Annotated in this window: 18 protein-coding genes; 9 read left to right on the forward strand and 9 right to left on the reverse strand. The window is 71.5% G+C overall.

The features are described 5' to 3' along the window. Positions 1-74: 74 nt before the first annotated feature. Genes BZB76_RS23740 through mca form a run of 5 tightly spaced genes read right to left on the reverse strand, consistent with a single transcriptional unit; the run spans position 75 to position 4,184 of the window. Complete coding sequence (locus tag BZB76_RS23740; RefSeq protein WP_121436608.1) at positions 75-1,439, reverse strand: dihydrolipoyl dehydrogenase family protein; 1,365 nt, start codon at positions 1,437-1,439, stop codon at positions 75-77. Continuing rightward, positions 1,432-2,400 carry a ribonuclease Z gene (locus tag BZB76_RS23745; RefSeq protein WP_121436609.1) on the reverse strand — a complete coding sequence of 323 codons (969 nt, stop codon included), beginning with the start codon at positions 2,398-2,400 and terminating at the stop codon, positions 1,432-1,434. The genes BZB76_RS23740 and BZB76_RS23745 overlap by 8 nt, the downstream gene beginning before the upstream one ends. Further along, positions 2,382-3,017 carry a tetratricopeptide repeat protein gene (locus tag BZB76_RS23750; protein WP_170180719.1) on the reverse strand — a complete coding sequence of 212 codons (636 nt, stop codon included), beginning with the start codon at positions 3,015-3,017 and terminating at the stop codon, positions 2,382-2,384. The genes BZB76_RS23745 and BZB76_RS23750 overlap by 19 nt, the downstream gene beginning before the upstream one ends. 55 nt (positions 3,018-3,072) lie before the next feature. Next, on the reverse strand, positions 3,073-3,321 hold the full coding sequence (locus BZB76_RS23755) for a hypothetical protein (RefSeq protein WP_246007143.1): 249 nt from the start codon (positions 3,319-3,321) through the stop codon (positions 3,073-3,075). Then, on the reverse strand, positions 3,321-4,184 hold the full coding sequence (mca, locus tag BZB76_RS23760) for a mycothiol conjugate amidase Mca (RefSeq protein ID WP_121436897.1): 864 nt from the start codon (positions 4,182-4,184) through the stop codon (positions 3,321-3,323). Before mca ends, BZB76_RS23755 begins: the two co-directional genes overlap by 1 nt. Before the next feature lie 195 nt (positions 4,185-4,379). Between mca and BZB76_RS23765 the strand changes: the two genes are divergently transcribed. Both BZB76_RS23765 and greA read left to right on the forward strand, forming a co-directional pair. Then, complete coding sequence (locus BZB76_RS23765; protein WP_121436612.1) at positions 4,380-4,763, forward strand: DUF4307 domain-containing protein; 384 nt, start codon at positions 4,380-4,382, stop codon at positions 4,761-4,763. A 225-nt stretch (positions 4,764-4,988) separates the two neighbouring features. Beyond that, positions 4,989-5,489, forward strand: coding sequence for a transcription elongation factor GreA (greA, locus tag BZB76_RS23770; RefSeq protein ID WP_121436613.1), 501 nt, complete (start codon positions 4,989-4,991; stop codon positions 5,487-5,489). A gap of 88 nt (positions 5,490-5,577) precedes the next feature. Here the strand turns inward: greA and BZB76_RS23775 are convergent, their stop codons facing one another. Further along, a complete protein-coding gene (locus BZB76_RS23775; RefSeq protein ID WP_121436614.1) occupies positions 5,578-6,057 on the reverse strand; it encodes an Lrp/AsnC family transcriptional regulator in 480 nt (159 codons plus the stop codon). Positions 6,058-6,179: 122 nt separating this feature from the next. Here BZB76_RS23775 and hppD point away from each other — a divergent pair, with 122 nt between their 5' ends. The 5 genes from hppD (at position 6,180) to BZB76_RS23800 (ending at position 12,469) form a co-directional block, all read left to right on the forward strand. Next, the gene (hppD, locus tag BZB76_RS23780; RefSeq protein ID WP_211343151.1) at positions 6,180-7,271 is read left to right on the forward strand and encodes a 4-hydroxyphenylpyruvate dioxygenase; all 1,092 of its coding nucleotides are present in this window, start codon (positions 6,180-6,182) and stop codon (positions 7,269-7,271) included. Between the two features lie 128 nt (positions 7,272-7,399). Next, positions 7,400-8,233 (forward strand): RDD family protein, encoded by an 834-nt coding sequence (locus BZB76_RS23785; RefSeq protein WP_121436616.1) that lies wholly within the window; start codon positions 7,400-7,402, stop codon positions 8,231-8,233. A gap of 75 nt (positions 8,234-8,308) precedes the next feature. Beyond that, complete coding sequence (locus BZB76_RS36425; RefSeq protein WP_121436617.1) at positions 8,309-9,100, forward strand: RDD family protein; 792 nt, start codon at positions 8,309-8,311, stop codon at positions 9,098-9,100. A 157-nt stretch (positions 9,101-9,257) separates the two neighbouring features. Continuing rightward, entirely contained in the window at positions 9,258-10,814 is a 1,557-nt protein-coding gene (locus BZB76_RS23795; protein ID WP_246007144.1) for a M1 family metallopeptidase, read from the forward strand. 218 nt (positions 10,815-11,032) lie between these two features. Further along, entirely contained in the window at positions 11,033-12,469 is a 1,437-nt protein-coding gene (locus BZB76_RS23800; protein ID WP_121436619.1) for a M1 family metallopeptidase, read from the forward strand. Between the two features lie 61 nt (positions 12,470-12,530). Here BZB76_RS23800 and ilvA read toward each other — a convergent pair whose 3' ends face one another. The 3 genes from ilvA to BZB76_RS23815 form a co-directional block, all read right to left on the reverse strand. Further along, positions 12,531-13,754: a threonine ammonia-lyase gene (gene ilvA / locus BZB76_RS23805; protein WP_121436620.1), complete on the reverse strand. Its 1,224-nt coding sequence runs from the start codon at positions 13,752-13,754 to the stop codon at positions 12,531-12,533. Between the two features lie 78 nt (positions 13,755-13,832). Beyond that, positions 13,833-14,888 (reverse strand): ROK family protein, encoded by a 1,056-nt coding sequence (locus BZB76_RS23810; RefSeq protein WP_337959767.1) that lies wholly within the window; start codon positions 14,886-14,888, stop codon positions 13,833-13,835. Beyond that, a complete protein-coding gene (locus BZB76_RS23815; RefSeq protein ID WP_121436621.1) occupies positions 14,885-16,048 on the reverse strand; it encodes an FIST signal transduction protein in 1,164 nt (387 codons plus the stop codon). The genes BZB76_RS23810 and BZB76_RS23815 overlap by 4 nt, the downstream gene beginning before the upstream one ends. Before the next feature lie 179 nt (positions 16,049-16,227). Between BZB76_RS23815 and BZB76_RS23820 the strand changes: the two genes are divergently transcribed. Further along, positions 16,228-17,664, forward strand: a complete 1,437-nt coding sequence (locus BZB76_RS23820; RefSeq protein WP_121436622.1) for a sigma 54-interacting transcriptional regulator — start codon at positions 16,228-16,230, stop codon at positions 17,662-17,664. Positions 17,665-17,717: 53 nt separating this feature from the next. Further along, the gene (locus tag BZB76_RS23825) at positions 17,718-19,796 is read left to right on the forward strand and encodes a vWA domain-containing protein (protein ID WP_121436623.1); all 2,079 of its coding nucleotides are present in this window, start codon (positions 17,718-17,720) and stop codon (positions 19,794-19,796) included. The last annotated feature ends 139 nt before the right edge of the window (positions 19,797-19,935 follow it).

Here is a 19,935-nt window from a genome sequence, read left to right on the forward strand (position 1 = left end):
CGATCCTGCCCGATCCGGACGTCGCTTCACGCCCGGACCGGCGGGTCCTGTCCGCCGGTTCTCGATCCGCAGGTTCAGGCGAGGTCGGCGAGGGCGGCCTCGATGGCGCGGTGGAAGGTGGGATAGGCGTAGATCATCTCGCGGAGGGCCGCGGTCGGGGTCTCGGTGTGGACGGCGACGGCCAGGAACCCGAGGATCTCGCCCGCGGACGGGCCGACGGCGGTGGCGCCGACCAGGGTGCCCCACTCGGTGTTCTCCACGAGTTTGATGAAGCCGTCGTTGCCGACCTTGTGGATCCAGCCCCGCGACGACTCGGGGATCTGGGCCATGCCGACACGGACGGGCAGGTTCTGGTCGCGGGCTTGCGCCTCGGTGAGGCCGACCGAGGCGATCTCGGGGTCGGTGAAGGTGACCCGGGGCACCGCGCGGTAGGAGGCGGGAGAGCCCTCCTCGCCGAGAATGTCGCGGACGGCGATGGCCGCCTGGTACATCGACACGTGCGTGAACTGGCCCATGCCGGTGATGTCCCCGATCGCCCACACCCCTTCGGCCGCGCGCATATGGCCGTCCACGGGGATCTGGCGGGCGTTCTCGTCCAGGCCGACGTGCGCCAGCCCGAGGCCCCGCAGGTTGGGGCGGCGGCCCGTCGCGACGAGGAGCCGGTCGGCGCTGAGGTCCTGGTCCGCGTCGCCGTTCAGGCGCAGGGTGAACTCGCCGTTCTCGTACGTCACGGCGGTGACCTTCACGCCGGCGCGGACGCCGATGCCCTCGCGTTCGAAGACCTCGCGCAGGAGGGCGCCGGACTCCGGTTCCTCGTTGAGCAGCAACCGGTCGGCGGCCTCGACGACGGTGACCCGGGTGTCGAAGCGGGAGAACACCTGCGCCATCTCGGCGCCGACCACGCCGCCGCCGAGCACGATCAGCGACTCGGGGGCCTCGGTGGCCTGGACGGCCTCACGGTTCGTCCAGTACGGGGTGTCCGCCAGGCCGTCGATGGGCGGGGCGACGGGAGAGGTGCCGGTGTTGAGGACGATGCCGCGGCGGGCGCGCAACACCTGGCCGTTCACGGTGACCTCGGACGGCGCGGTGATGCGGCCCTCCCCCCGGACGAGCCGTACGCCCTTGCCGGTGAGGCGGTCGGCGGCGACCTTGTCGTCCCACGCGTCGGTCGCCTCGTCCCGGATCCGCGTCGCGACCGGCGCCCAGTCGGGACGGACGGTCGCGTCCCCCGCCATCCCGGGCACCCGACCGCCCTCCGTCAGGAGCCCGGCGGCCCGGACCATGATCTTGGTGGGCACACAGGCGTAGTAGGGGCACTCGCCGCCGACCAGGCGAGACTCCACGGCGGCGACCGACAGGCCCGCCTCCGCCAGCCGTCCCGCCGTGTCCTCTCCACCGGGTCCGAGTCCGATCACCACGACATCGCCTTCGTCAGCCATGACCAAGATCCTGCCCAGCTTCCCGCCCGGTTAGGCGGCGCGACGGCATCGCGATCCTGTCGAGATCGTGGACGAGGGTGATCTCGCCGCCGAACACGGCGGCGGCCTCGTCCGCGAAACGGGGCTCGTCCGCGGCGTGGTACCGCTCCGAGAAATGCGTCAGGACCAGGTGCCGGACACCCGCCTCCGCCGCGGTCTTCGCCGCCTGAGCCGCGGTGAGGTGCCCGTTCTCGGCGGCGAGAGCGGCGTCCTCGTGCAGGTAGGTGGACTCGATGACCAGCATGTCCACGCCGTCGGCCAGTTCGCGCACGCCGTCGCAGAGCCGGGTGTCCATGACGAACGCGACCTTCTGCCCGGGGCGGCGGACGCTGCACTCCTCCAGCGTGACGGTCCGGCCGTCCGGCGCGGTGACACGGCCGTCCTCCTGGAGTCGCCGCACGAGCGGGCCCCGGACGCCCCGCGCGGCGAGTTCGGCGGGCAGCATCGTCACGCCGTCCGGTTCCTCCAGCCGGTACCCGTACGCCTCGACCGGATGGGACAGGCGCCGCGCGACCAGGCCGAACGGGGCGTCGCCGGTGTCGAGCGGCATCCGCTCCCCCGCGACGGGATGCTCGCGGATCACGTCGGTGTCCCGGAAGACGGCCGCGTGCCGGAGCCGCTCCCAGTAGCCGGCGCCGCTCGCGGGGAAGGCCGCGTCCACCGGGTGCGCGACGCCGTCGCGGGCGATGCGCTGGACGACGCCGGGCACGCCGAGACAGTGGTCGCCGTGGAAGTGGGTCACACAGATCCAGGTCACGTCGTTCGCCGAGACCCCGGCGTGGGACATCTGACGCTGGGTGCCCTCACCCGGGTCGAACAGGAGCCCGTGGCCGTCCCAGCGCAGCAGGTAGCCGTTGTGGTTCCGGGCCTTGGTCGGCACCGCGCTGGCGGAGCCGAGAACGATCAATTCGCGAACCGACATTCCCCCATGGTGCCGCCCTCCGGATCGAGTTCGGCGGCACGGTCCAGGGCGGCTCCCTCGGCCGCGGAGTCGCCGCGCAGGCGGGCGGCGTCGGCGAGGTGCACGAACAGCCGGGCCTGCCGCTCCACGGCGCCCCGCCTTCGCATGATCTCCAGCGCTTGGCCGAAGAAGTTGATCGCGGCCATGGGACGGCGGGCGCGCAGGTACGCCTCGCCGAGAGCGGTGAGGGCACGGGCCCGGCCGTCGTCGTCGGGTTCGGGCAGGGCGGCGAACTCGTCCGGCAGCGGTCCGAGCAGGGCGATGGCGCGGTCGAGGTCCCCGGTCATGATCAGCGCGCGGGCGAGATCGCCGCGCGCCGACAGGACCGCGTGCGGGTCGCCCTCGTGTTCGGCCCGGCGCAGGGCGTCCTCCAGGGCGTCCCGCGCCTCCGCCCAGCGTTCCCGGTCCAGCAGGGCCAGGCCCTCGGCGTCCGGTTCGCCCTCGCCGCCGACCGTGGCGGCGAGATGGCGGTCGAGATCGCGACGGAGCGCGGCGTCCCGGTCGGCCTCGGACTCCCGGGGCTTGGACTCCCCGTGCTCGGACTCCCCGTGCTTGGACTCCCCGTGGTTCGCACGCACGTCCAAGGTCCTCCCCGGCCGTGCTCAGGAATACTCGCCGGAATGCTCGCCTTGCTCAGGAATCCTCGTCGTCCGCCGACGCCGCGCCGGACGTGCCGCTCCGCGCGGCCTTCAGGGCCTGGGCCCGCTCCCACTCCTGCTGTTTGAGGTCCGCCTCCCGGGGCGCCTGGATCTTCTTCATCTGCTTGTTCATCGAGCGGACGAGGAAGATCGTCGCCACCACCAGGGCGAGGAAGACAGCGAAGCCCAGGAATCCCGGGCTGACCGTGTCGTCGTTCAGCGGAATGGCGGTGAGGGCAGGCACTACGTACACACCTTTTCCCGAACCCCGGCGAACAGGTCGTCCTCCGGCAGCTCGGTGTCGACGAGGGATCTGGCCAAATGGTAGTCCTCGGTCGGCCATGCCTCGCGCTGGACGTCCATCGGGACGACGAACCAGAACCCGTTGGGGTCGATCTGGGTGGCGTGGGCGAGCAGGGCGCGGTCCCTGGTCTCGAAGTGCTCGGCGCAGGGGACGCGCGTCGTGACGTCCCACTTCGCGCGCTGCTCCTGCTTCTCGTCGACCTGGTCGAGCCACTCGTCGTACGGCGACTCCAGCCCGGCGTCCAGCATGCCGTTGTGCAGGGCGAGAATCCGCTCCCGGTTGAAGGTCATGTGGTAGTAGAGCTTCAGCGGCTGCCACGGTTCGCCGGTGCCGGGGTAGCGTTCCGGGTCGCCCGCCGCCTCGAAGGCCTCCACCGACACCTCGTGGCACTTCACGTGGTCGGGATGCGGGTAGCCGCCCTTCTCGTCGTAGGTGAGCATCACGTGCGGACGGAACTCGCGGACGGCGCGCACCAGCGGTTCGGCCGCGATCTCCAGCGGCTCCAGCGCGAAGCAGCCGTCCGGCAGCGGCGGAAGCGGGTCGCCCTCGGGGAATCCGGAGTCGACGAAGCCGAGCCAGCGCTGCTGCACGCCGAGGATCTCCCGGGCCCGCGCCATCTCCTCCTCGCGGACCTTGCCGATGTCGGCCTTGACCTCCGGACGGTCCATCGCCGGGTTCAGGATGTCGCCGCGTTCGCCGCCGGTGCAGGTGACGACCAGGACCTCCACGCCGTCGGCGACGTACTTCGCCATCGTGGCCGCGCCCTTGCTGGACTCGTCGTCGGGGTGGGCGTGCACCGCCATGAGGCGCAGCGGCTCGTCCGCACCGCCCGAGATGTTGTTGTCGGCCGTGTTCTCGACCGAGTTGTCGTCGATGACCTCGGACACTAAGGGATCTCCTGTTCGGACCGTGTGAGCGGACCCCGGTTCGAGGCACGCGCCATGACAGACGAGAATTGTCCCTGACAACGTTCGCCCACCGCACGGAGATTCCCCGCCATGACGACAAGCGCGCCGGACGCAGCGGCGTCCCCCCAGTCTCGGGGAGGGCGTCTCGGGCTGGTGGTCATCGGCATCGTCACGGCGCTCGCCGCGGGCGGGTTCGGCATCATCGCCGCGTACGCCGGGCAGACACCCGGCATCGTCGCGCAGACCGTCACCTACGACATCGCCGACACCTCGGTCGTGGTCAACTACTCGGTGGCCAAGGGGAAGGGCGACGAGGTGCGCTGTACCGTCGACGCCTTCGACAAGAACTTCGCCGTACTCGACGCGCAGGAGGTGGCCGCGCCCGCGGGCAAGTCGAGCGTGGACGGGACGGTGACGCTCCGGACGACCCGACGGGCCACCGGGGCGAGGATCCACGCCTGCCGCACCGTCTGACCGCCCGCCGGACACCGGGAAGAACGCCGGTTCCGGTCTCGTTAGGACACCGATACACCCGGTGAGGGTCGAGACACGATTGGCGGGTTGCAGACGCCGAGTTCAGGGAATCTTTACCCGCACACACCGGATAGGCTAGAGGTTTCACCTGGCCGCACTTCATGTCGATGTGACACCCGTTCCACACGGGCGGGCGAGATCGCAACATGTGGATGAGGAGTACCCGTGACCGAGACCCGCGCTGACAACGTCACCTGGCTCACCCAGGAGGCGTACGACCGGCTCAAGGCGGAGCTTGAGCACCTGTCGGGCCCGGGCCGCATCGAGATCGCGCAGAAGATCGAGGCGGCGCGGGAGGAAGGCGACCTGCGCGAGAACGGCGGCTACCACGCGGCCAAGGAGGAACAGGGCAAGATCGAGGGCCGCATCCTCCAGCTCCAGGGCATCCTGGAGAACGCCCGCGTCGGCGAGGCGCCCCGGACCGAGGGCGTCGTCGGCCCCGGCATGACGGTCACGATCTCCTTCGAGGGCGACGACGAGGAGGTCACCTTCCTGCTCGCGTCCCGTGAGGAGGTCGGCGCCCCCATCGACGTGTACTCCCCCAAGTCGCCGCTCGGCGCCGCGATCAACGGCAAGAAGGTGGGCGACAAGGCCACCTACTCCCTTCCCAACGGCCGCAGCATGACCGTCGAGATCCTCGACGCCACCCCCTACGGAGCCGGCTGACCCCTGCCCGGTCCGCGAGGGTCCCTTGGACCGCTCCGGACTTCGCCGTGCCGAACCGGCGGCGGGCCCGCCCGCGCCCGCCGCCGGTTCAGGACCGGTTCGACGCCGCGCGGACCAGCGGAAGCGTGCGGTAGGGGATCTGGGTGGCCAGGGAGATCACCGACGACGCGCGCTCCACGCCCGACACGTCCACGATCACGTCGATGACGCGCTGCAGGTCGGTGTTGCTCCGCGCGACGATCCGGCACAGCATGTCACCGGGCCCGGTGATCGTGTGCGCCTCGATCACCTCGGGCACCTGCGCGAGCCGCGCCGCCACCGGGTCGTGCCCGCCCGCTTGCCGCAGTTGGAGCGTGACGAACGCCGTGACGGAGTAGCCGAGCGCCGCCGCGTCGATCTCCGGGCCGAAGCCCGCGATGACGCCGTCCCGGGCCAGCCGGTCGAGTCGCGCCTGGACGGTCCCCCGCGCCACCTTGAGCCGCCTGGACGCCTCCAGTACCCCGATGCGCGGTTCGGCGGTGAAGAGTTCGATCAGCCGTCCGTCCAGTTCGTCGATCATCACACCCATCCCTCCGCACCCTGGTCAGGATGTACAGAGCGACCGGTCCACACCAGGGTGCACTATACAAATTGCCCAGCTTTTCAACTCACTCTTGCACACCTTGTAGGCGCATGCCGAGATTGGGTGGCATGGATGAGTTTCCGGTCAAGGGCATGGACGCCGTCGTCTTCGCCGTGGGCAACGCAAAGCAGGCGGCGCACTACTACTCGACCGCGTTCGGGATGCGCAGGGTCGCCTACCGCGGCCCCGAGAACGGCAGCCCGGACGAGGCGGTGCACGTACTGGAGTCCGGCGGCGCCCGGTTCGTGTTCCGCGGCCCGGTGAAGGCGGGCACCGATCTCGGTCGGCACATCGCCGCGCACGGCGACGGCGTCGTCGACCTCGCGATCGAGGTTCCCGACGTCTACGCCGCCTACCGTTACGCCCTCGCGCAGGGCGCCACCGGTCTGGAGGAGCCGCACGTCCTGGAGGACGACCACGGCAAGGTGACGATCGCGGCGATCGCCACCTACGGGGAGACCCGGCACTCGCTGGTCGACCGCTCCAACTACACCGGCCCGTACCTGCCGGGCTTCGAGCCCGCCGACCCCGTCGTGGCGCCGCCGGAGAAGCGGTTCTTCCAGGCGATCGACCACTGCGTCGGCAACGTCGAGCGCATGGACGAGTGGGCCGACTTCTACCACCGGGTCATGGGGTTCACCGACATGGCCGAGTTCGTCGGCGACGACATCGCGACCGAGTACTCGGCGCTGATGTCCAAGGTCGTCGCGGACGGCACCCGCAAGGTGAAGTTCCCGCTGAACGAACCGGCGGAGAGCAAGCGCAAGTCGCAGATCGACGAGTACCTGGAGTTCTACGGCGGACCCGGCGTCCAGCACATCGCGCTCGCCACGAACGACATCCTCTCGACCGTCGACCGGATGCGGGCGGCGGGCGTGGAGTTCCTGGAGAGCCCCGACTCCTACTACGAGGACCCCGAACTGCGCGCGCGCATCGGCGAGGTGCGAGCCCCGATCGAGGAGCTGCAGAAGCGCCGGATCCTCGTCGACCGGGACGAGGACGGCTACCTGTTGCAGATCTTCACCAAGCCCGTCCAGGACCGTCCCACGGTCTTCTTCGAGCTGATCGAACGGCACGGCTCGCTGGGCTTCGGCAAGGGCAACTTCAAGGCGCTGTTCGAGGCGATCGAACGGGAGCAGGAGCGGCGCGGCAACCTCTGACACCCTCCACCGCACCCTCCCGCAGACCCTCCACCGCTCGGGGGAAGACCGGCCCCGGACGCCTTCCGTCCGGGGCCGGTGTTCGTCGGCGACACCGTTCGTGCCGTTTACCGGCACACTTGGGGCCCATGAACGTACCGCCTGACAACCCCCGGCCCGCGGGCGGCGACCCGGAGACCCCGGGCCCGCAGGCCCCGGGCACCCCCACCGCGGACGGGGCAACGGACCGTCCACCGCCGTACCAGGGCGCGTACGGCGACCAGCCCGGCCAAGGGCAACCGGGTTTCGCGCCCCCTCACCCCCAGCCCGGTCAGCCGCTGCCCGCCGCGCCACCGCCGCCATCCGGATACGGCGTCCCCCACCCCGGGTACGGCGGCCCCCAGGACCTTCTGGCGGGACGCCTCCGGCGCCTCGGCGCGGGAATCCTGGACGCCATGCTCCTCGGCGTCGTGGCGATGCCCGCCCTCGCGTTCTCCATCCGCTGGGACAGGCTGCGGGAGTCCGTGGACTCCGGCGAGCCGATCAGCGACCCGATGGACCTCTACAACGTCCCCATACTGCTGCTCGGGTACGCGATCACGTTCCTGCTGGGCTTCACCTACTACACGGTGCTGCACGCCAGGTGGGGTCAGACGCTCGGCAAGAAGGCCCTCGGCATCCGGGTGGTGAAGGCGTCCGACCACACCGCCGTGACCTGGGGACAGGCGCTCGGCAGGCAGGCGTTCGTGTACGCCATTTCGATCGGGTCCACGGTGCTCAACCTTCTGGTACCCGCCGCGTCGATCCTCATCGGGCTGGTCGGCATCCTCGACCTCGCCTGGATCCTGTGGGACAAGCGCCGGCAGGCCCTGCACGACAAGGTGTCCGGGACGGTGGTCGTCAAGGCGGCGCCGTGGCTGCCGAACCCCTACGCGCCGGCCCCGCAACCCCAGCCACAGGACGCCGAACGTCCTTCCACTTGATCACCCTTTTGCAACATTTCTCCTGCTCCGGACGCGGCGAGGTTTGGACGGCGGTGGCGTGGCCACCCTGACGACATGACGCAACCGCCGAACGACCCCGCGTCCGGGGGAGGGCCGGAGGATCGGCCGTACGGCCGGCAGCAGCCCGAACGCCCGGGACCCCAGGGCGGACCGCCCTACGGATCCGAGCAGGGACCCTACAAAGGCCAGCAGCCTTACGGGGGTCAACAGCCCTATGGGGGCCAGCACCCTTACGGGGAGCAGCAGCCCTACGGGAGCCAGCAACCGTACGGAGAGCAACCCGGGTACGGGCAGCCCGGGTACGGGCAATCCGGGTACGGGCAACCCCTGCCCGCCTACCGCGGCGGTGCGGGCGAGTATGTCGACCCGGCCGCGGGGATGGCGTCCCGCTGGGCGCGGCTGGGCGCGGGCATCGTCGACGCCGTCCTACTCGGGGTCGTGTCCGTGCTGATCTCGCTCCCGTTCATCGACTGGGGCCGGGTGTTCGACCCCGAGCCCGGTGACTCGGTGTACAACGGTGCCCAGGTGGGGACGAACGCGATCAGCGTGGTCCTGGCCTTCCTCTACTTCTGGCTGATGCACGCGAAGCGGGGACAGACGCTCGGCAAGATGCTGCTGCGGATCCGCGTCGTCCGGGCGGAGGACCGGCAGGCGATCAGCTCCGGGCAGGCCGCGGGACGGTCCGCGTTCTACAGCGTGCTCGGCGGCGTCTGCGGCTGTATCGGCCTGATCGACGTCCTGTGGATCCTCTGGGATCCGCGCAGGCAGGCCCTGCACGACAAGGTGGCGAGCACCGTCGTCGTCCGGGCCGACGGGCACGAACCCGACCCCTACGCCCACCGCTGAGAACATGCCGCGCGGTGCCCGCCGGGTGCCCGCCGAGTTGACCGTCGAGTTGCCGCCATGGGCTCGGCACGGGCAGGCTGGCCCCGTGCATATGGCCGGAAACTCCCCCAGTCCTCGCCGTCACGGCTCGCGGGTCGCGTTCCGCGGTGCCGCCGGCGTGGCCGCTCTCGCCGTGGCGGGTTCGTTGACCGCGGCCTGCCAGATCGTGTCGTTCGACGAGGGTGGGGGAACGTCCGGTTCGCCTTCGGAGTCGGCCGCGACCGGACCGGCGGGCCCGGCGACGGCGGGCGACAACTATGTGCCGGGGAACGGCAACGGCGGCTACGACGTCCAGCATTACGCGCTGAAGCTGACGATCACCCCGGACGGCGCGAAGCAACTCGACGGGACGGCGACGATCACCGCGGTGGCGACCGAGCGTCTCGCCCGGTTCAACCTCGACCTGACCGGTCTGGAGGTGTCGTCGATCACCGTGGACGGCGCCCCGGCACGGCAGCAGCGCGGCGGCGCCGAACTGGAGGTCACGCCCGCGAAGCCGCTGGAGAAGGGCGCGAAGTTCACGACCGTCGTCGCCTATTCGGGGACTCCGGAGCCGGCGTCGGACTCGGGGCTCGGCCAGTACGGCTGGATCCGCACCCCGGACGGCGTGTTCGTGGCATGCCAGCCGAGCGGCGCGCACACCTGGTTCCCGAGCAACGACCATCCGAGCGACAAGGCGACGTTCGACTTCGAGCTCACGGTGCCGGCCGGGCTGACGGCGATCGCGAACGGCACGCCGGAGACGCCGCCCACCAGCTCCGGCGGAACGCCCGACCTCCCCGGCGGCCCGCCGAGCCTGCCCACCGGCCCCCCGATCCCGCCGGAGACGCCGCCGAGCGGGTTCCCGTCCCGGCCCGGACCGGAGATCAGCCCCATCGCGCACCACGCCGCCGGGGCGGCGACCACGACGGCGACCACCACCTCCAAGTGGCGTGTCGACGCGCCGATGGCGACCTATCTCGCGACGATCGACGTCGGACGGTTCAACGTGCGGACGGGACGGACCGCCGGCGGCATCCCCGTCATCACTGCGGTCGACCCGACCGTCAGCGCGAACCTCGACACCTTCCACGGGCTGAACTCCGAGATCACCGACGAGTGGGTGAAGTTGTTCGGCCCCTACCCCTTCTCCTCCACGGGCGGTCTGATCGACAACGCGGACGTCGGTTTCGCGTTGGAGACGCAGACCCGCCCGGTGTACGGGTCGTTCGGCCTGCAACCGACGATCGTCGCGCACGAGCTGGCGCACCAGTGGTTCGGTGACAGCGTCAGCGTCACCAAATGGCAGGACATCTGGCTGAACGAGGGCTTCGCGACCTACGCCGAATGGCTGTGGGAGGAGCGGAGCGGCGGGAAGACCGTCCAGGAGCAGTTCGACCTGCGGTACGGGAGCCCGCGCGCGCGGGAGCTGTGGGACGTGCCACCCGGCAACCCGGGCCGCAGGCAGATGTTCGGCCGGTCGGTGTACGACCGTGGCGGTATGACGCTGGTCGCCCTGCGCGCCAGGGTCGGCGAGGAGGCCTTCTACAAGATCCTCCAGACGTGGACAAAGGAGCGCAGGCACTCTAGCGGGACGACGGCCCAGTTCATCGCGACGGCGAAACGGATCTCGGGGAAGAACCTCGACGCGTTCTTCGACGACTGGCTCTACCAGCAGGGCCGCCCGGCCAAATGACGGGGTGAACGTCCGGTGAACAACCGGATCGGCGTGCCGGTCTGTCCCTAAAAAGACACAAACCGATGATCCGATGCCGGAACCGGCCACGGAAACCGCCCTCTCGCCGGGCTTTTGGGGCCGCTTCACGCTTGCCTCAGCCGTGTCGCACAAGAAAGTCTTGATCACGGTATGGCGCCTGACGGGGGCGGCCAGCCATGGACACGGAGGAAAGTGCGATGAACACCACCCCCAGAGTCCTGGCGACCGTGGCGCTGGGCGCCGCCACGGTCCTCGCCGTGACGGCGGCGCCCGCGGGCGCCGCCGCGGATCAGGAACGCGCCCGGTTCTCTCCGGGGGCGCCCGGCGCGGGCGACCCCTACTTTCCCGACATGGGCAACGGCGGCTACGACGTCGCCCACTACGACATCGGCCTGAAGTACGACCCGACGACCAAGGGCATCCAGGCCGTCACCCACATCAAGGCGCGGGCGACGGCGAACCTGTCCCGGTTCAACCTGGACTTCCTCGGGCCGCTGAAGATCTCGTCGCTGCGGGTGGACGGCCGGACGGCGACCTACCAGCGGACCGGCGCGCAGGAACTGGTGATCACACCCCGCAAGGGACTGCGGAGGAACCGGCACTTCACGGTGACCGTCTCCTACTCCGGCGTACCGCAGACGATCAAGGACCCGACGCTAGGCACGTCCGGCTGGATCCCGACGTCCGACGGCGCGGTGATGCTGAACCAGCCGTTCGGCGCGGCGACGGTGTTCCCGGTGAACGACCACCCGACCGACAAGGCGACGTACACGTTCGTCCTGTCCACGCCCAAGGACCTCACGGCGCTGGCCAACGGCGACCTTCGCGGGAAGTGGACGCGGAACGGCTGGACGACCACCCGGTGGGTCATGGGCCGTCCCATGGCCAGCGAGCTGTCGATGCTGGCCATCGGCAGGTACGACGTCCTCGACGGACGGACCGACACCGGCGTGCCGAACCTCACGGCCGTCGACCGCTCCCTGACCGTCAAGCCGGACGACGCCGAGAAGTTCCACGACCAAACGGCCACGGTCACCGACTACCTGGCGTCTCTGTACGGCCGCTACCCGTTCACCTCGACGGGCGGGATCGCGGTGAAGGCCGGGGTCGGCTACGCGCTGGAGACGCAGGGCCGTCCCGTGTACGACCTGGGCCGGACGCCGGGCTCCATTCCGCGTGGCACGCTCCTCGCCCACGAGATCGGTCACCAGTGGTTCGGGGACGCGGTGTCCCCGGTGCGGTGGTCGGACATCTGGCTGAACGAGGGGTTCGCCACCTACTCCGAGTGGCTGTACTCCGAGAAGTTCGAGGGCACGCCCGTGCAGGAGAGCTTCGACGCCGTCTACGAGACGCCGCCGGGCGAGCGCCTGTGGACGGGCAGGGTCGCCGATCCGGGCCGCGACAACATCTTCGGCGGCCTCGTCTACGAACGCGGCGCGATGGCGCTGCACGTCCTGCGCACGACGGTCGGCGACAAGACGTTCTTCCGGCTGCTCAAGGCGTGGCCCGCCGCCTACATGCACGGCAACGCCTCGACGGCGGACTTCGTCCGCTTCGCCGAACGGATGTCGCGCAAGGACCTGGACGGCTGGGCGCGGACCTGGCTCTACTCCGAGGGCAAGCCGACCCTGTAGCCGCGCGTCGTAGCCGCGTCTCCGTAGCCGCACCCCTTGTAACGGCACCCCGGGAACGGGGTCAGCTCAGCGTGAGGGTGTAGCCCTTCTCGCGGAGCCGGGCGATGACGTCCTCGGAATGGTCGGCGCCACGCGTCTCCAGGTGCATGAGGACCTCCGCCTCCTCGACGTGCAACCGGGCCGCGACCCGCTCGTGCATCACGTCCAGGACGTTCACGCCCAGCTCCGCGAGTTCGCCCAGCAGCGTCACGAGCGCGCCGGGACGGTCCTTCAACCGGCAGCGGACGACCAGGTAGCGGCCCGCCCCGGCGAGGCCGTGCCGCAGCACCTTCGACAGCAGCAGCGGGTCGATGTTGCCGCCCGACAGCAGCACCACCACGGGCGGCTCCACCGCGTACGCGTGTTCGAGCAGCGCCGCGACACCGGCGGCGCCCGCCGGTTCGACGACCTGCTTGGCGCGTTCGAGGGACAGCAGCAGCGCCTGCGAGATCGACTCCTCGGTGACGGTGACGACCGCGTCAACGAGTTCGGTGAACATCGCGAAGGTGAGGTCGCCGGGTCGTCCGACGGCGATCCCGTCCGCCATCGTCGGCTCGACCTCGATCTGCGTGGGCCGGCCGGCGGCGAGCGACGCCGGGAACGCCGCGGCCCGCTTCGCCTGCGCTCCGACGATCTTGATGTCCCGGCCGCCGATCTCCTTCACCGCGCCCTTGGCGGCGGCCGCGATCCCGGCCAGCAGCCCGCCGCCGCCCACCGGCGCCACGATCGTCCGGGCGTCCGGGTACTGCTCCAGCATCTCCAGGCCGATGGTGGCCTGGCCCGCGACGACGTCGGGATGGTCGAACGGGTGGATGAACACGGCGCCGCACTCGTCGGCGTACCTGCGCGCGGCGATGAGACAGTCGTCCACGGACGGGCCGGGGAACACGATCTCGGCGCCGTAGCCACGGGTCGCGGCGATCTTGGGGAGCGGGGCGCCGATCGGCATGAACACGGTGGCCTTGCAGCCGAGCATGGACGCGGCGAGCGCGACGCCCTGCGCGTGGTTGCCCGCGCTGGCCGCGACGACACCGCGGGCGCGTTCGCGCTCACTGAGCCCGGCGATCCGTACATACGCTCCGCGGATCTTGAAGGAGCCGGTGCGTTGCAGGTTCTCGCACTTCAGCAGGACGGGCCCGCCGAGCTGCTCCGACAGCACCCGGGACGGGATCAGCGGGGTGGGGACGGCCACCGCGTCGAGCAGTTCCCGGGCGGCGCGCACATCGTCGACGGTGACCGTGCTCATACCTGTCTCCTGTGAGGGGTGGGCCCCCGAGTCCCCCGGTTCGCTTCGCTCATGACCTGATCTTCGCACCGGCCATGGTCAACCCGCACTCCAGTAATGATCTTGCGCGAGGACCAGGGCGGCGGCGCCGACGAGTCCGGCGGTCTGACCGAGTTCCGCCGGGACGATCTCGGCGCGGCGCGCGAACTCCAGCCCGGCGTGCTCCCCGAACGCCTCCCGCAACGGGTCGAAGAGCAGCGGGCCCGTCTGCGACAGGCCGCCGCCGACCGCCACGACGTCCAGGTCGCACAGGTGGGTCGCGGACGCGAGCGCGACGCCGAGGGCGCGGCCCGCGCGCCGCATCGCCGCGACCGCCACCGGATGCGCCTGCCGCGCGTCGGCGGCCAGGTCGACCCCGGTGGCGTGCGGGTTCTCCCGGCGCCAGCCCCGCTCCCGCGCCCAGGCGACGAGGGCGGGGCCGCGGGCGACCGCCTCCAGGCAGCCGCGGCCCCCGCACGCGCAGGGCGGTCCCTCCGGGTCGACGACGACATGGCCGATGTGCCCGGCGTTGCCGCTGGCGCCGTTGACGAGACGTCCGCCGAGGACGAGCCCGCCACCGACACCCGTGGACACCACCATGCCGAGGACGTTGTCGCGGTCCCGTCCCGCGCCGCGCCAGTGCTCGCCGATCGCGACGCAGATGGCGTCGTTGTGGATGCGGACGGGTAGGTCCGGGTACCGCGCGCGGAGCCTGTCCCGCAGCGGGAAGTCCCGCCAGGCGGGGATGTTGAGCGGCGACACGTTCGCGGCGGGCCAGGTCATCGGCCCGCCGCAGCCGACGCCGACGCCCGCGAGCGGCGGGTCGCCCGCGTCGGTGACGAGCTTGTCGAGCAGCGCGCGCAACGTCCGCCACAGCCGTTCGGCGTCGCGGCCGCCGCCGTCCGGGACGGCCGGGTTCGGTGTCGCGACCCGGTCATAGACGGCGATGCGCCCCTCGGAATCGACGAGCGCGGCGGCCAGCTTCGTCCCGCCGACGTCCACCGCCAGCACGAGCCCCTGCTGCCGTGCGGCGCCGCCCAACTCGGCCGTGCTCGACTCGGCCGTGCTCGACTCGGCCGTGCTCGACTCGGCCGTGCCCGACTCGACATCGCTCAAGCGGGTTCTCCGGCGCGGCCGAACGCGAGGATCGACGCGGTGAACCCGTGGACGTGGTTGCGTCCCGCCACGGGGCCGATCTCACCGGCGGCGAAGAAGCCGCCGATCCCGGCGGGCCCGAACGCGCGGTCGAGCACCTTCGCGTCATGGTCGGAGTCGGGGAACATGGCCTGGCCGCGCCCGTTGCAGGAGAACAGCAGCGCGCCCTCGACCGGGGCCATGTCGAACCGTTCGAGCAGCTCGGCCAGGTCCTTCTCGGCGGCCCCGGCGTCGCGGACCTGGAACCGGACGGTGCGGCCGACGTCCACCACGTCGCCGATCGCGATGGCGCCGCTGTCGGTGTCGGCGCCGACGACGCCGCGGACGAGGAAGTCGCCGTGCTCGTGCTCGTCGGCGTACTCGTCCATGGCGACCCCGATCAGCAGGCCGCGGCCGGCGAGTTCCTGCTCGTCCTCCGGCAGTCCGAGGACGATCTGCTCCAGCTTCTCCAGCGCGGGCACCCCGGCCAGCTCGTACAGGATGTTCTCCGCCGCCCTGGTCACCACCATGTCGGGGCCGATCGGGCGGGCGCCCTGGCTGACCACGGTCGCGGCGGCGACGTTCCCGCCGATCACGACGCCGACGGCGCCGTCGGCGTACACCTCGCCGCCGACGAACAGCCGCGCATCGCCCCGCTCCCTGCCCTCGGCGAGCCCGCCGACCAGGGGCAGGCCGGGCAGCGCGTCGTCCGAGCGCTCCACGAACGCGTCCACGGGGAAGCTGTACGGGTCGGTCAGCAGCACACCGACCACGTCGTCGTCCTGCCCCTCCGGCATGCCGACGACGACCAGGCGGTCGTCGGCCTTGAGCGTCTCCAGCCGGAACGGGTCGAGCCGCGCGCCGGGCAGCACCGCCGCCCAGGCGCTGACCGCGCCCGTCTCCTCGACGCCGCGTCCCGCGCCGATCACGCCGGACGCGCTGCAGCCGAGCAGCACCGCGGGCCCGGCCGCCCGTACCGCCGCGGCGGCCGCCGCCTCGATCTCGCCGGGGTCCTCTGCCCTGATGAAGACGCAGACCAGGTCGGGCGCCGCGCTGAGCGGCGCGAGCGCCTGTTCCACCGCGGACGCGGCGGCCTTGGACAGGTCGGGTCCGAGGGCCAGGCCATCACCGAATCGCGCCATCGGCGCCGCCTCCCTCACTCGATTTCGCCGGCATCGTTCACCCTTCCAGTCTCCCCCGCCGCGGCGTTTCCACCCAAACACCCGATCCGACCGGACACTCCCAGGTAAAGACCGGCAAAGCGGACGAATCCCTTACCGGAGGGTGCGACGGCGCGTACCCGCGACGTAGTGTCGATCGCGTGCGTTCTTCCACACCCCGAGAATCCCCATCCAGCGCGGCAACTCTGGGCGAGTTGCGCACCACCGGCCACGTCCGGCTCTCGGTGAAGGCCGAGATCCGGCGGAACCTGCTCACCCGGCTGCGATCCGGCGAGCCGCGCTTCCCCGGCATCCTCGGGTTCGACGACACCGTCCTGCCCCATCTGGAACGCGCCCTGCTCGCCGGGCACGACCTGGTGCTGCTGGGCGAGCGCGGGCAGGGCAAGACGCGGCTGATCCGCACCCTGGCCGGGCTGCTGGACGAGTGGACCCCGGTCATCGCCGGCTGCGAGATCAACGACCACCCGTACGCGCCGGTGTGCGTGCGCTGCCGCCGGCTCGCCGCCGAGACGGGCGACGACCTGCCCGTCGAGTGGCGCCACCGCGACGACCGGTACGGGGAGAAGCTCGCCACGCCCGACACCAGCGTCGGCGACCTCATCGGCGATGTCGACCCGATCAAGGTGGCGGAGGGCCGGACGCTCGGCGACCCGGAGACCGTCCACTTCGGGCTCGTGCCGCGCACCAACCGCGGCATCTTCTCCATCAACGAGCTGCCCGACCTGGCCGAGCGGATCCAGGTGGCGCTGTTGAACGTCCTGGAGGAACGCGACGTGCAGGTCCGCGGCTACGCGCTGCGGCTGCCGCTGGACGTGCTGCTCGTCGCGTCCGCCAACCCTGAGGACTACACCAACCGCGGGCGCATCATCACCCCGCTGAAAGACCGTTTCGGCGCCGAGATCCGCACCCACTACCCCCTCGAACTGGACGCCGAACTCGCGCTGATCCGGCAGGAGTCCGACTTCGCCGACCTGGCGGGCCTGCCCGCCGAGGTGCCCGACCATCTCGTCGAGGTCATCGGCCGGTTCACCCGGCTCGTCCGCGAGTCCACGGCGGTGGACTCCCGCTCCGGCGTGTCGGCGCGGTTCGCGCTCGCGGGCGCGGAGACCGTCGCGGCGGGCGCGGTGCGGCGCGCGGCCCTGACCGGCGAGAACCAGCCCGTCGCCCGTGTCTGCGACCTGCTCGCCGTCGTCCCGTCCCTGATGGGCAAGGTGGAGTTCGAGGTCAGCGAGGAGGGCCGCGAGCAGGAGGTGCTGGAACACCTGCTGCGCCGGGCCGTCGCCGAGACCTACCGACGGACGCTCGGCGCCGCCGACCTGAACGGGCTGCTCGACAAGTTCGACGCCGGGGAGTCCGTCGAGTCGGGCGAGCTGGTCCCGGCGGCGGAGCTGCTGCGCCGCATCGGCCATGTCCCCGGCCTCGCCAAGATCATGGATCGGCTGGGCATGAGCGGGGAGTCCCCCGGGCAGGCCGCGGCCGCGCTGGAGTTCGCGCTGGAGGGCCTGTTCCTCACCCGGCGCCTGTCGAAGGACGTCACCGCGGGTCGAGGCGACGGGACCGCCGTCTACCGCACCTGAAGAGTCGCACCCGAGCCGCGCGTGCAGAGGGTCTCCACGCGGAAGGAGCTTCGATGAGCCGCTACCGCTACGGAGCGTACGAGGACGGGCCCGACCCGCTCGCCCCGCCCTACGACGTCCGCGACGCCCTCGACGCGATGGGCGACTCGGTGCTGGACGGCACGCGCCCTGACGACGCGCTGCGTGAACTGCTGCGCCGCGGTCTGCCCGGCGCGCGGGGCCGCCGCGGGCTCGACGACATGCTCCGCCAGGTGCGGGACCGGCGCCGGGCCCTGCGCGACCGGGGCCGCCTCGACGGCACGCTGGAGCAGGCCCGCGCCCTCCTCGACACCGCGATCGGGCAGGAACGCGCCGAGCTGTTCCCCGACCCGAGCGACGAGGCGCGGCTACGCGAGGCGGAGCTGGACACGCTGCCGTCCGACACGTCCCGGGCGATCCGGCGGCTGTCGGACTACGAGTGGCGTTCGGACGCCGCCCGGCAGACGTTCGAGCGGCTGAAGGACCTGCTGCGCCGCGAGGTCCTGGACGCGCAGTTCCAGGGCATGAAACAGGCCCTGGAGAACCAGGACCCGGCCGCCATGGAACGCGTCAAGGACATGATGGCCGCGCTGAACGCGATGCTGGAACGCGACGCGCGCGGCGAGCACACCCAGGACGACTTCGACCGCTTCATGAGCGAGTACGGGGACATGTTCCCCGACAACCCACGAAACCTCGACGAGCTCGTCGACGCCCTCGCCCGCCGCGCCGCCGCCATGGACCGGCTGCTGGCCTCGCTCAGCCCGGAGCAGCGCGCGGAGCTGGCCGGACTGATGGACCAGGCGATGCAGGACGCCGGTCTCGCCATGGAGATGGCGCGTCTCGGCGACGCGCTGCGGGCCCGCCGTCCCGACCTCGGCTGGGGCCGTCCCGAGGAGATGACCGGCGACGACCCGCTCGGCATGGGCGACGCCACGACCGCGCTCGCGGAGCTGGCCGACCTCAGCGAGCTGGAGGCCGCCCTCGGGCAGGACTACCCCGGCGCGCGGCTCGACGACATCGACGAGGACGCCGTCCGGCGCGCCCTCGGCCGGCAGGCCGTCGACGACCTCGCCGAGCTGCGTCGCATCGAGGCGGAGCTGGAACGGCAGGGCTTTCTGCGGCGTACGCGCGGAAAGCTGGAGCTGACACCGAAGGCGGTGCGCCGCCTCGGCGAGACGGCGCTGCGCCGCGTGTTCTCCCGGCTGACGTCCGGGCGGCAGGGCGACCACGAGCAGCGGGACGCGGGCCAGGCGGGCGAGCTGACCGGCGCCAGCCGCGAGTGGAGGTTCGGCGACGAGCAGCCGCTCGACGTGGTCCGGACGGTGAGCAACGCGATCCGCCGCAGCGCCATGGACGCCGGGGCCGGGGTGGTGACCCGCCCGTCCGCGAACCTCCGGGAACCCGGCGTCCCGGAGCCCGGTCTGCACGAACCCGGGACCGTCGAGATCGCGAAGGTGACGGGCAACGGGTCGAGACGTCCGGGCGGGGTGCGGCTGAGCGTGGACGACTTCGAGGTCCAGGAGACCGAGCGGCGCACGGGCGCGGCCGTGTGCCTGTTGGTCGACCTGTCGTACTCGATGGTGCTGCGCGGCACCTGGGCCGTCGCCAAACAGACCACCCTCGCGCTGCACACCCTCGTGACCAGCAAGTTCCCGCAGGACGCCATCCAGATCATCGGGTTCTCCAACTACGCGCGGGTTCTGCACCCGACGGAGATGGCGGGCCTGGACTGGGACATGGTGCAGGGCACCAACCTGCACCACGCGCTGATGATCGCGGGACGGCATCTGGACCGGCATCCCGACTTCGAGCCGATCGTCCTCGTCGTCACCGACGGCGAGCCGACCGCGCATCTGCGCCCGGACGGCCGTTCGCTGTTCGACTACCCGCCGTCCACGGACACGCTCGTCCTGACCCTCGCCGAGGTCGACAAGATGACGCGGCGCGGCGCCTGTATGAACTTCTTCATGCTCGCCGAGGACCGGCGGCTCGTGTCGTTCGTGGAGGAGGTCGCGCGGCGCAACGGCGGCCGGGTGTTCGCCCCCGACGCCGACCGCCTCGGCGAGTACGTCGTCAGCGACTACCTCCGCACACGCCGCAACCGCCGCTGAGAAAGCCGACCGCCGTCTCCGGCGAGATCCTCGCGCTACGCGCGCCGCTCGACCGCGACCCACTGAACGACCACCGCCCGGCTCATCGCCACCGGCATGGGCGCCGCGACCGCCGACCGGGCTGAGCAACCGTGTCATC

It is taken from the genome of Actinomadura pelletieri DSM 43383, from assembly GCF_003634705.1.
Lineage (GTDB): Bacteria > Actinomycetota > Actinomycetes > Streptosporangiales > Streptosporangiaceae > Spirillospora > Spirillospora pelletieri.

What these genes read in the sequence shown, in the direction of transcription:
- BZB76_RS23815 (WP_121436621.1), bottom strand. Translation starts at nt 16,048, where the DNA reads ATGGCGCGATTCGGTGATGGCCTGGCCCTCGGACCCGACCTGTCCAAG.
- hppD (WP_211343151.1), top strand. Translation starts at nt 6,180, where the DNA reads ATGGATGAGTTTCCGGTCAAGGGCATGGACGCCGTCGTCTTCGCCGTG.
- BZB76_RS23775 (WP_121436614.1), bottom strand. Translation starts at nt 6,057, where the DNA reads ATGGGTGTGATGATCGACGAACTGGACGGACGGCTGATCGAACTCTTC.
- BZB76_RS23765 (WP_121436612.1), top strand. Translation starts at nt 4,380, where the DNA reads ATGACGACAAGCGCGCCGGACGCAGCGGCGTCCCCCCAGTCTCGGGGA.
- mca (WP_121436897.1), bottom strand. Translation starts at nt 4,184, where the DNA reads ATGGCGGTGCACGCCCACCCCGACGACGAGTCCAGCAAGGGCGCGGCC.
- ilvA (WP_121436620.1), bottom strand. Translation starts at nt 13,754, where the DNA reads ATGAGCACGGTCACCGTCGACGATGTGCGCGCCGCCCGGGAACTGCTC.
- BZB76_RS23745 (WP_121436609.1), bottom strand. Translation starts at nt 2,400, where the DNA reads ATGTCGGTTCGCGAATTGATCGTTCTCGGCTCCGCCAGCGCGGTGCCG.
- BZB76_RS23740 (WP_121436608.1), bottom strand. Translation starts at nt 1,439, where the DNA reads ATGGCTGACGAAGGCGATGTCGTGGTGATCGGACTCGGACCCGGTGGA.
- BZB76_RS23800 (WP_121436619.1), top strand. Translation starts at nt 11,033, where the DNA reads ATGAACACCACCCCCAGAGTCCTGGCGACCGTGGCGCTGGGCGCCGCC.
- BZB76_RS36425 (WP_121436617.1), top strand. Translation starts at nt 8,309, where the DNA reads ATGACGCAACCGCCGAACGACCCCGCGTCCGGGGGAGGGCCGGAGGAT.
- BZB76_RS23825 (WP_121436623.1), top strand. Translation starts at nt 17,718, where the DNA reads ATGAGCCGCTACCGCTACGGAGCGTACGAGGACGGGCCCGACCCGCTC.
- BZB76_RS23785 (WP_121436616.1), top strand. Translation starts at nt 7,400, where the DNA reads ATGAACGTACCGCCTGACAACCCCCGGCCCGCGGGCGGCGACCCGGAG.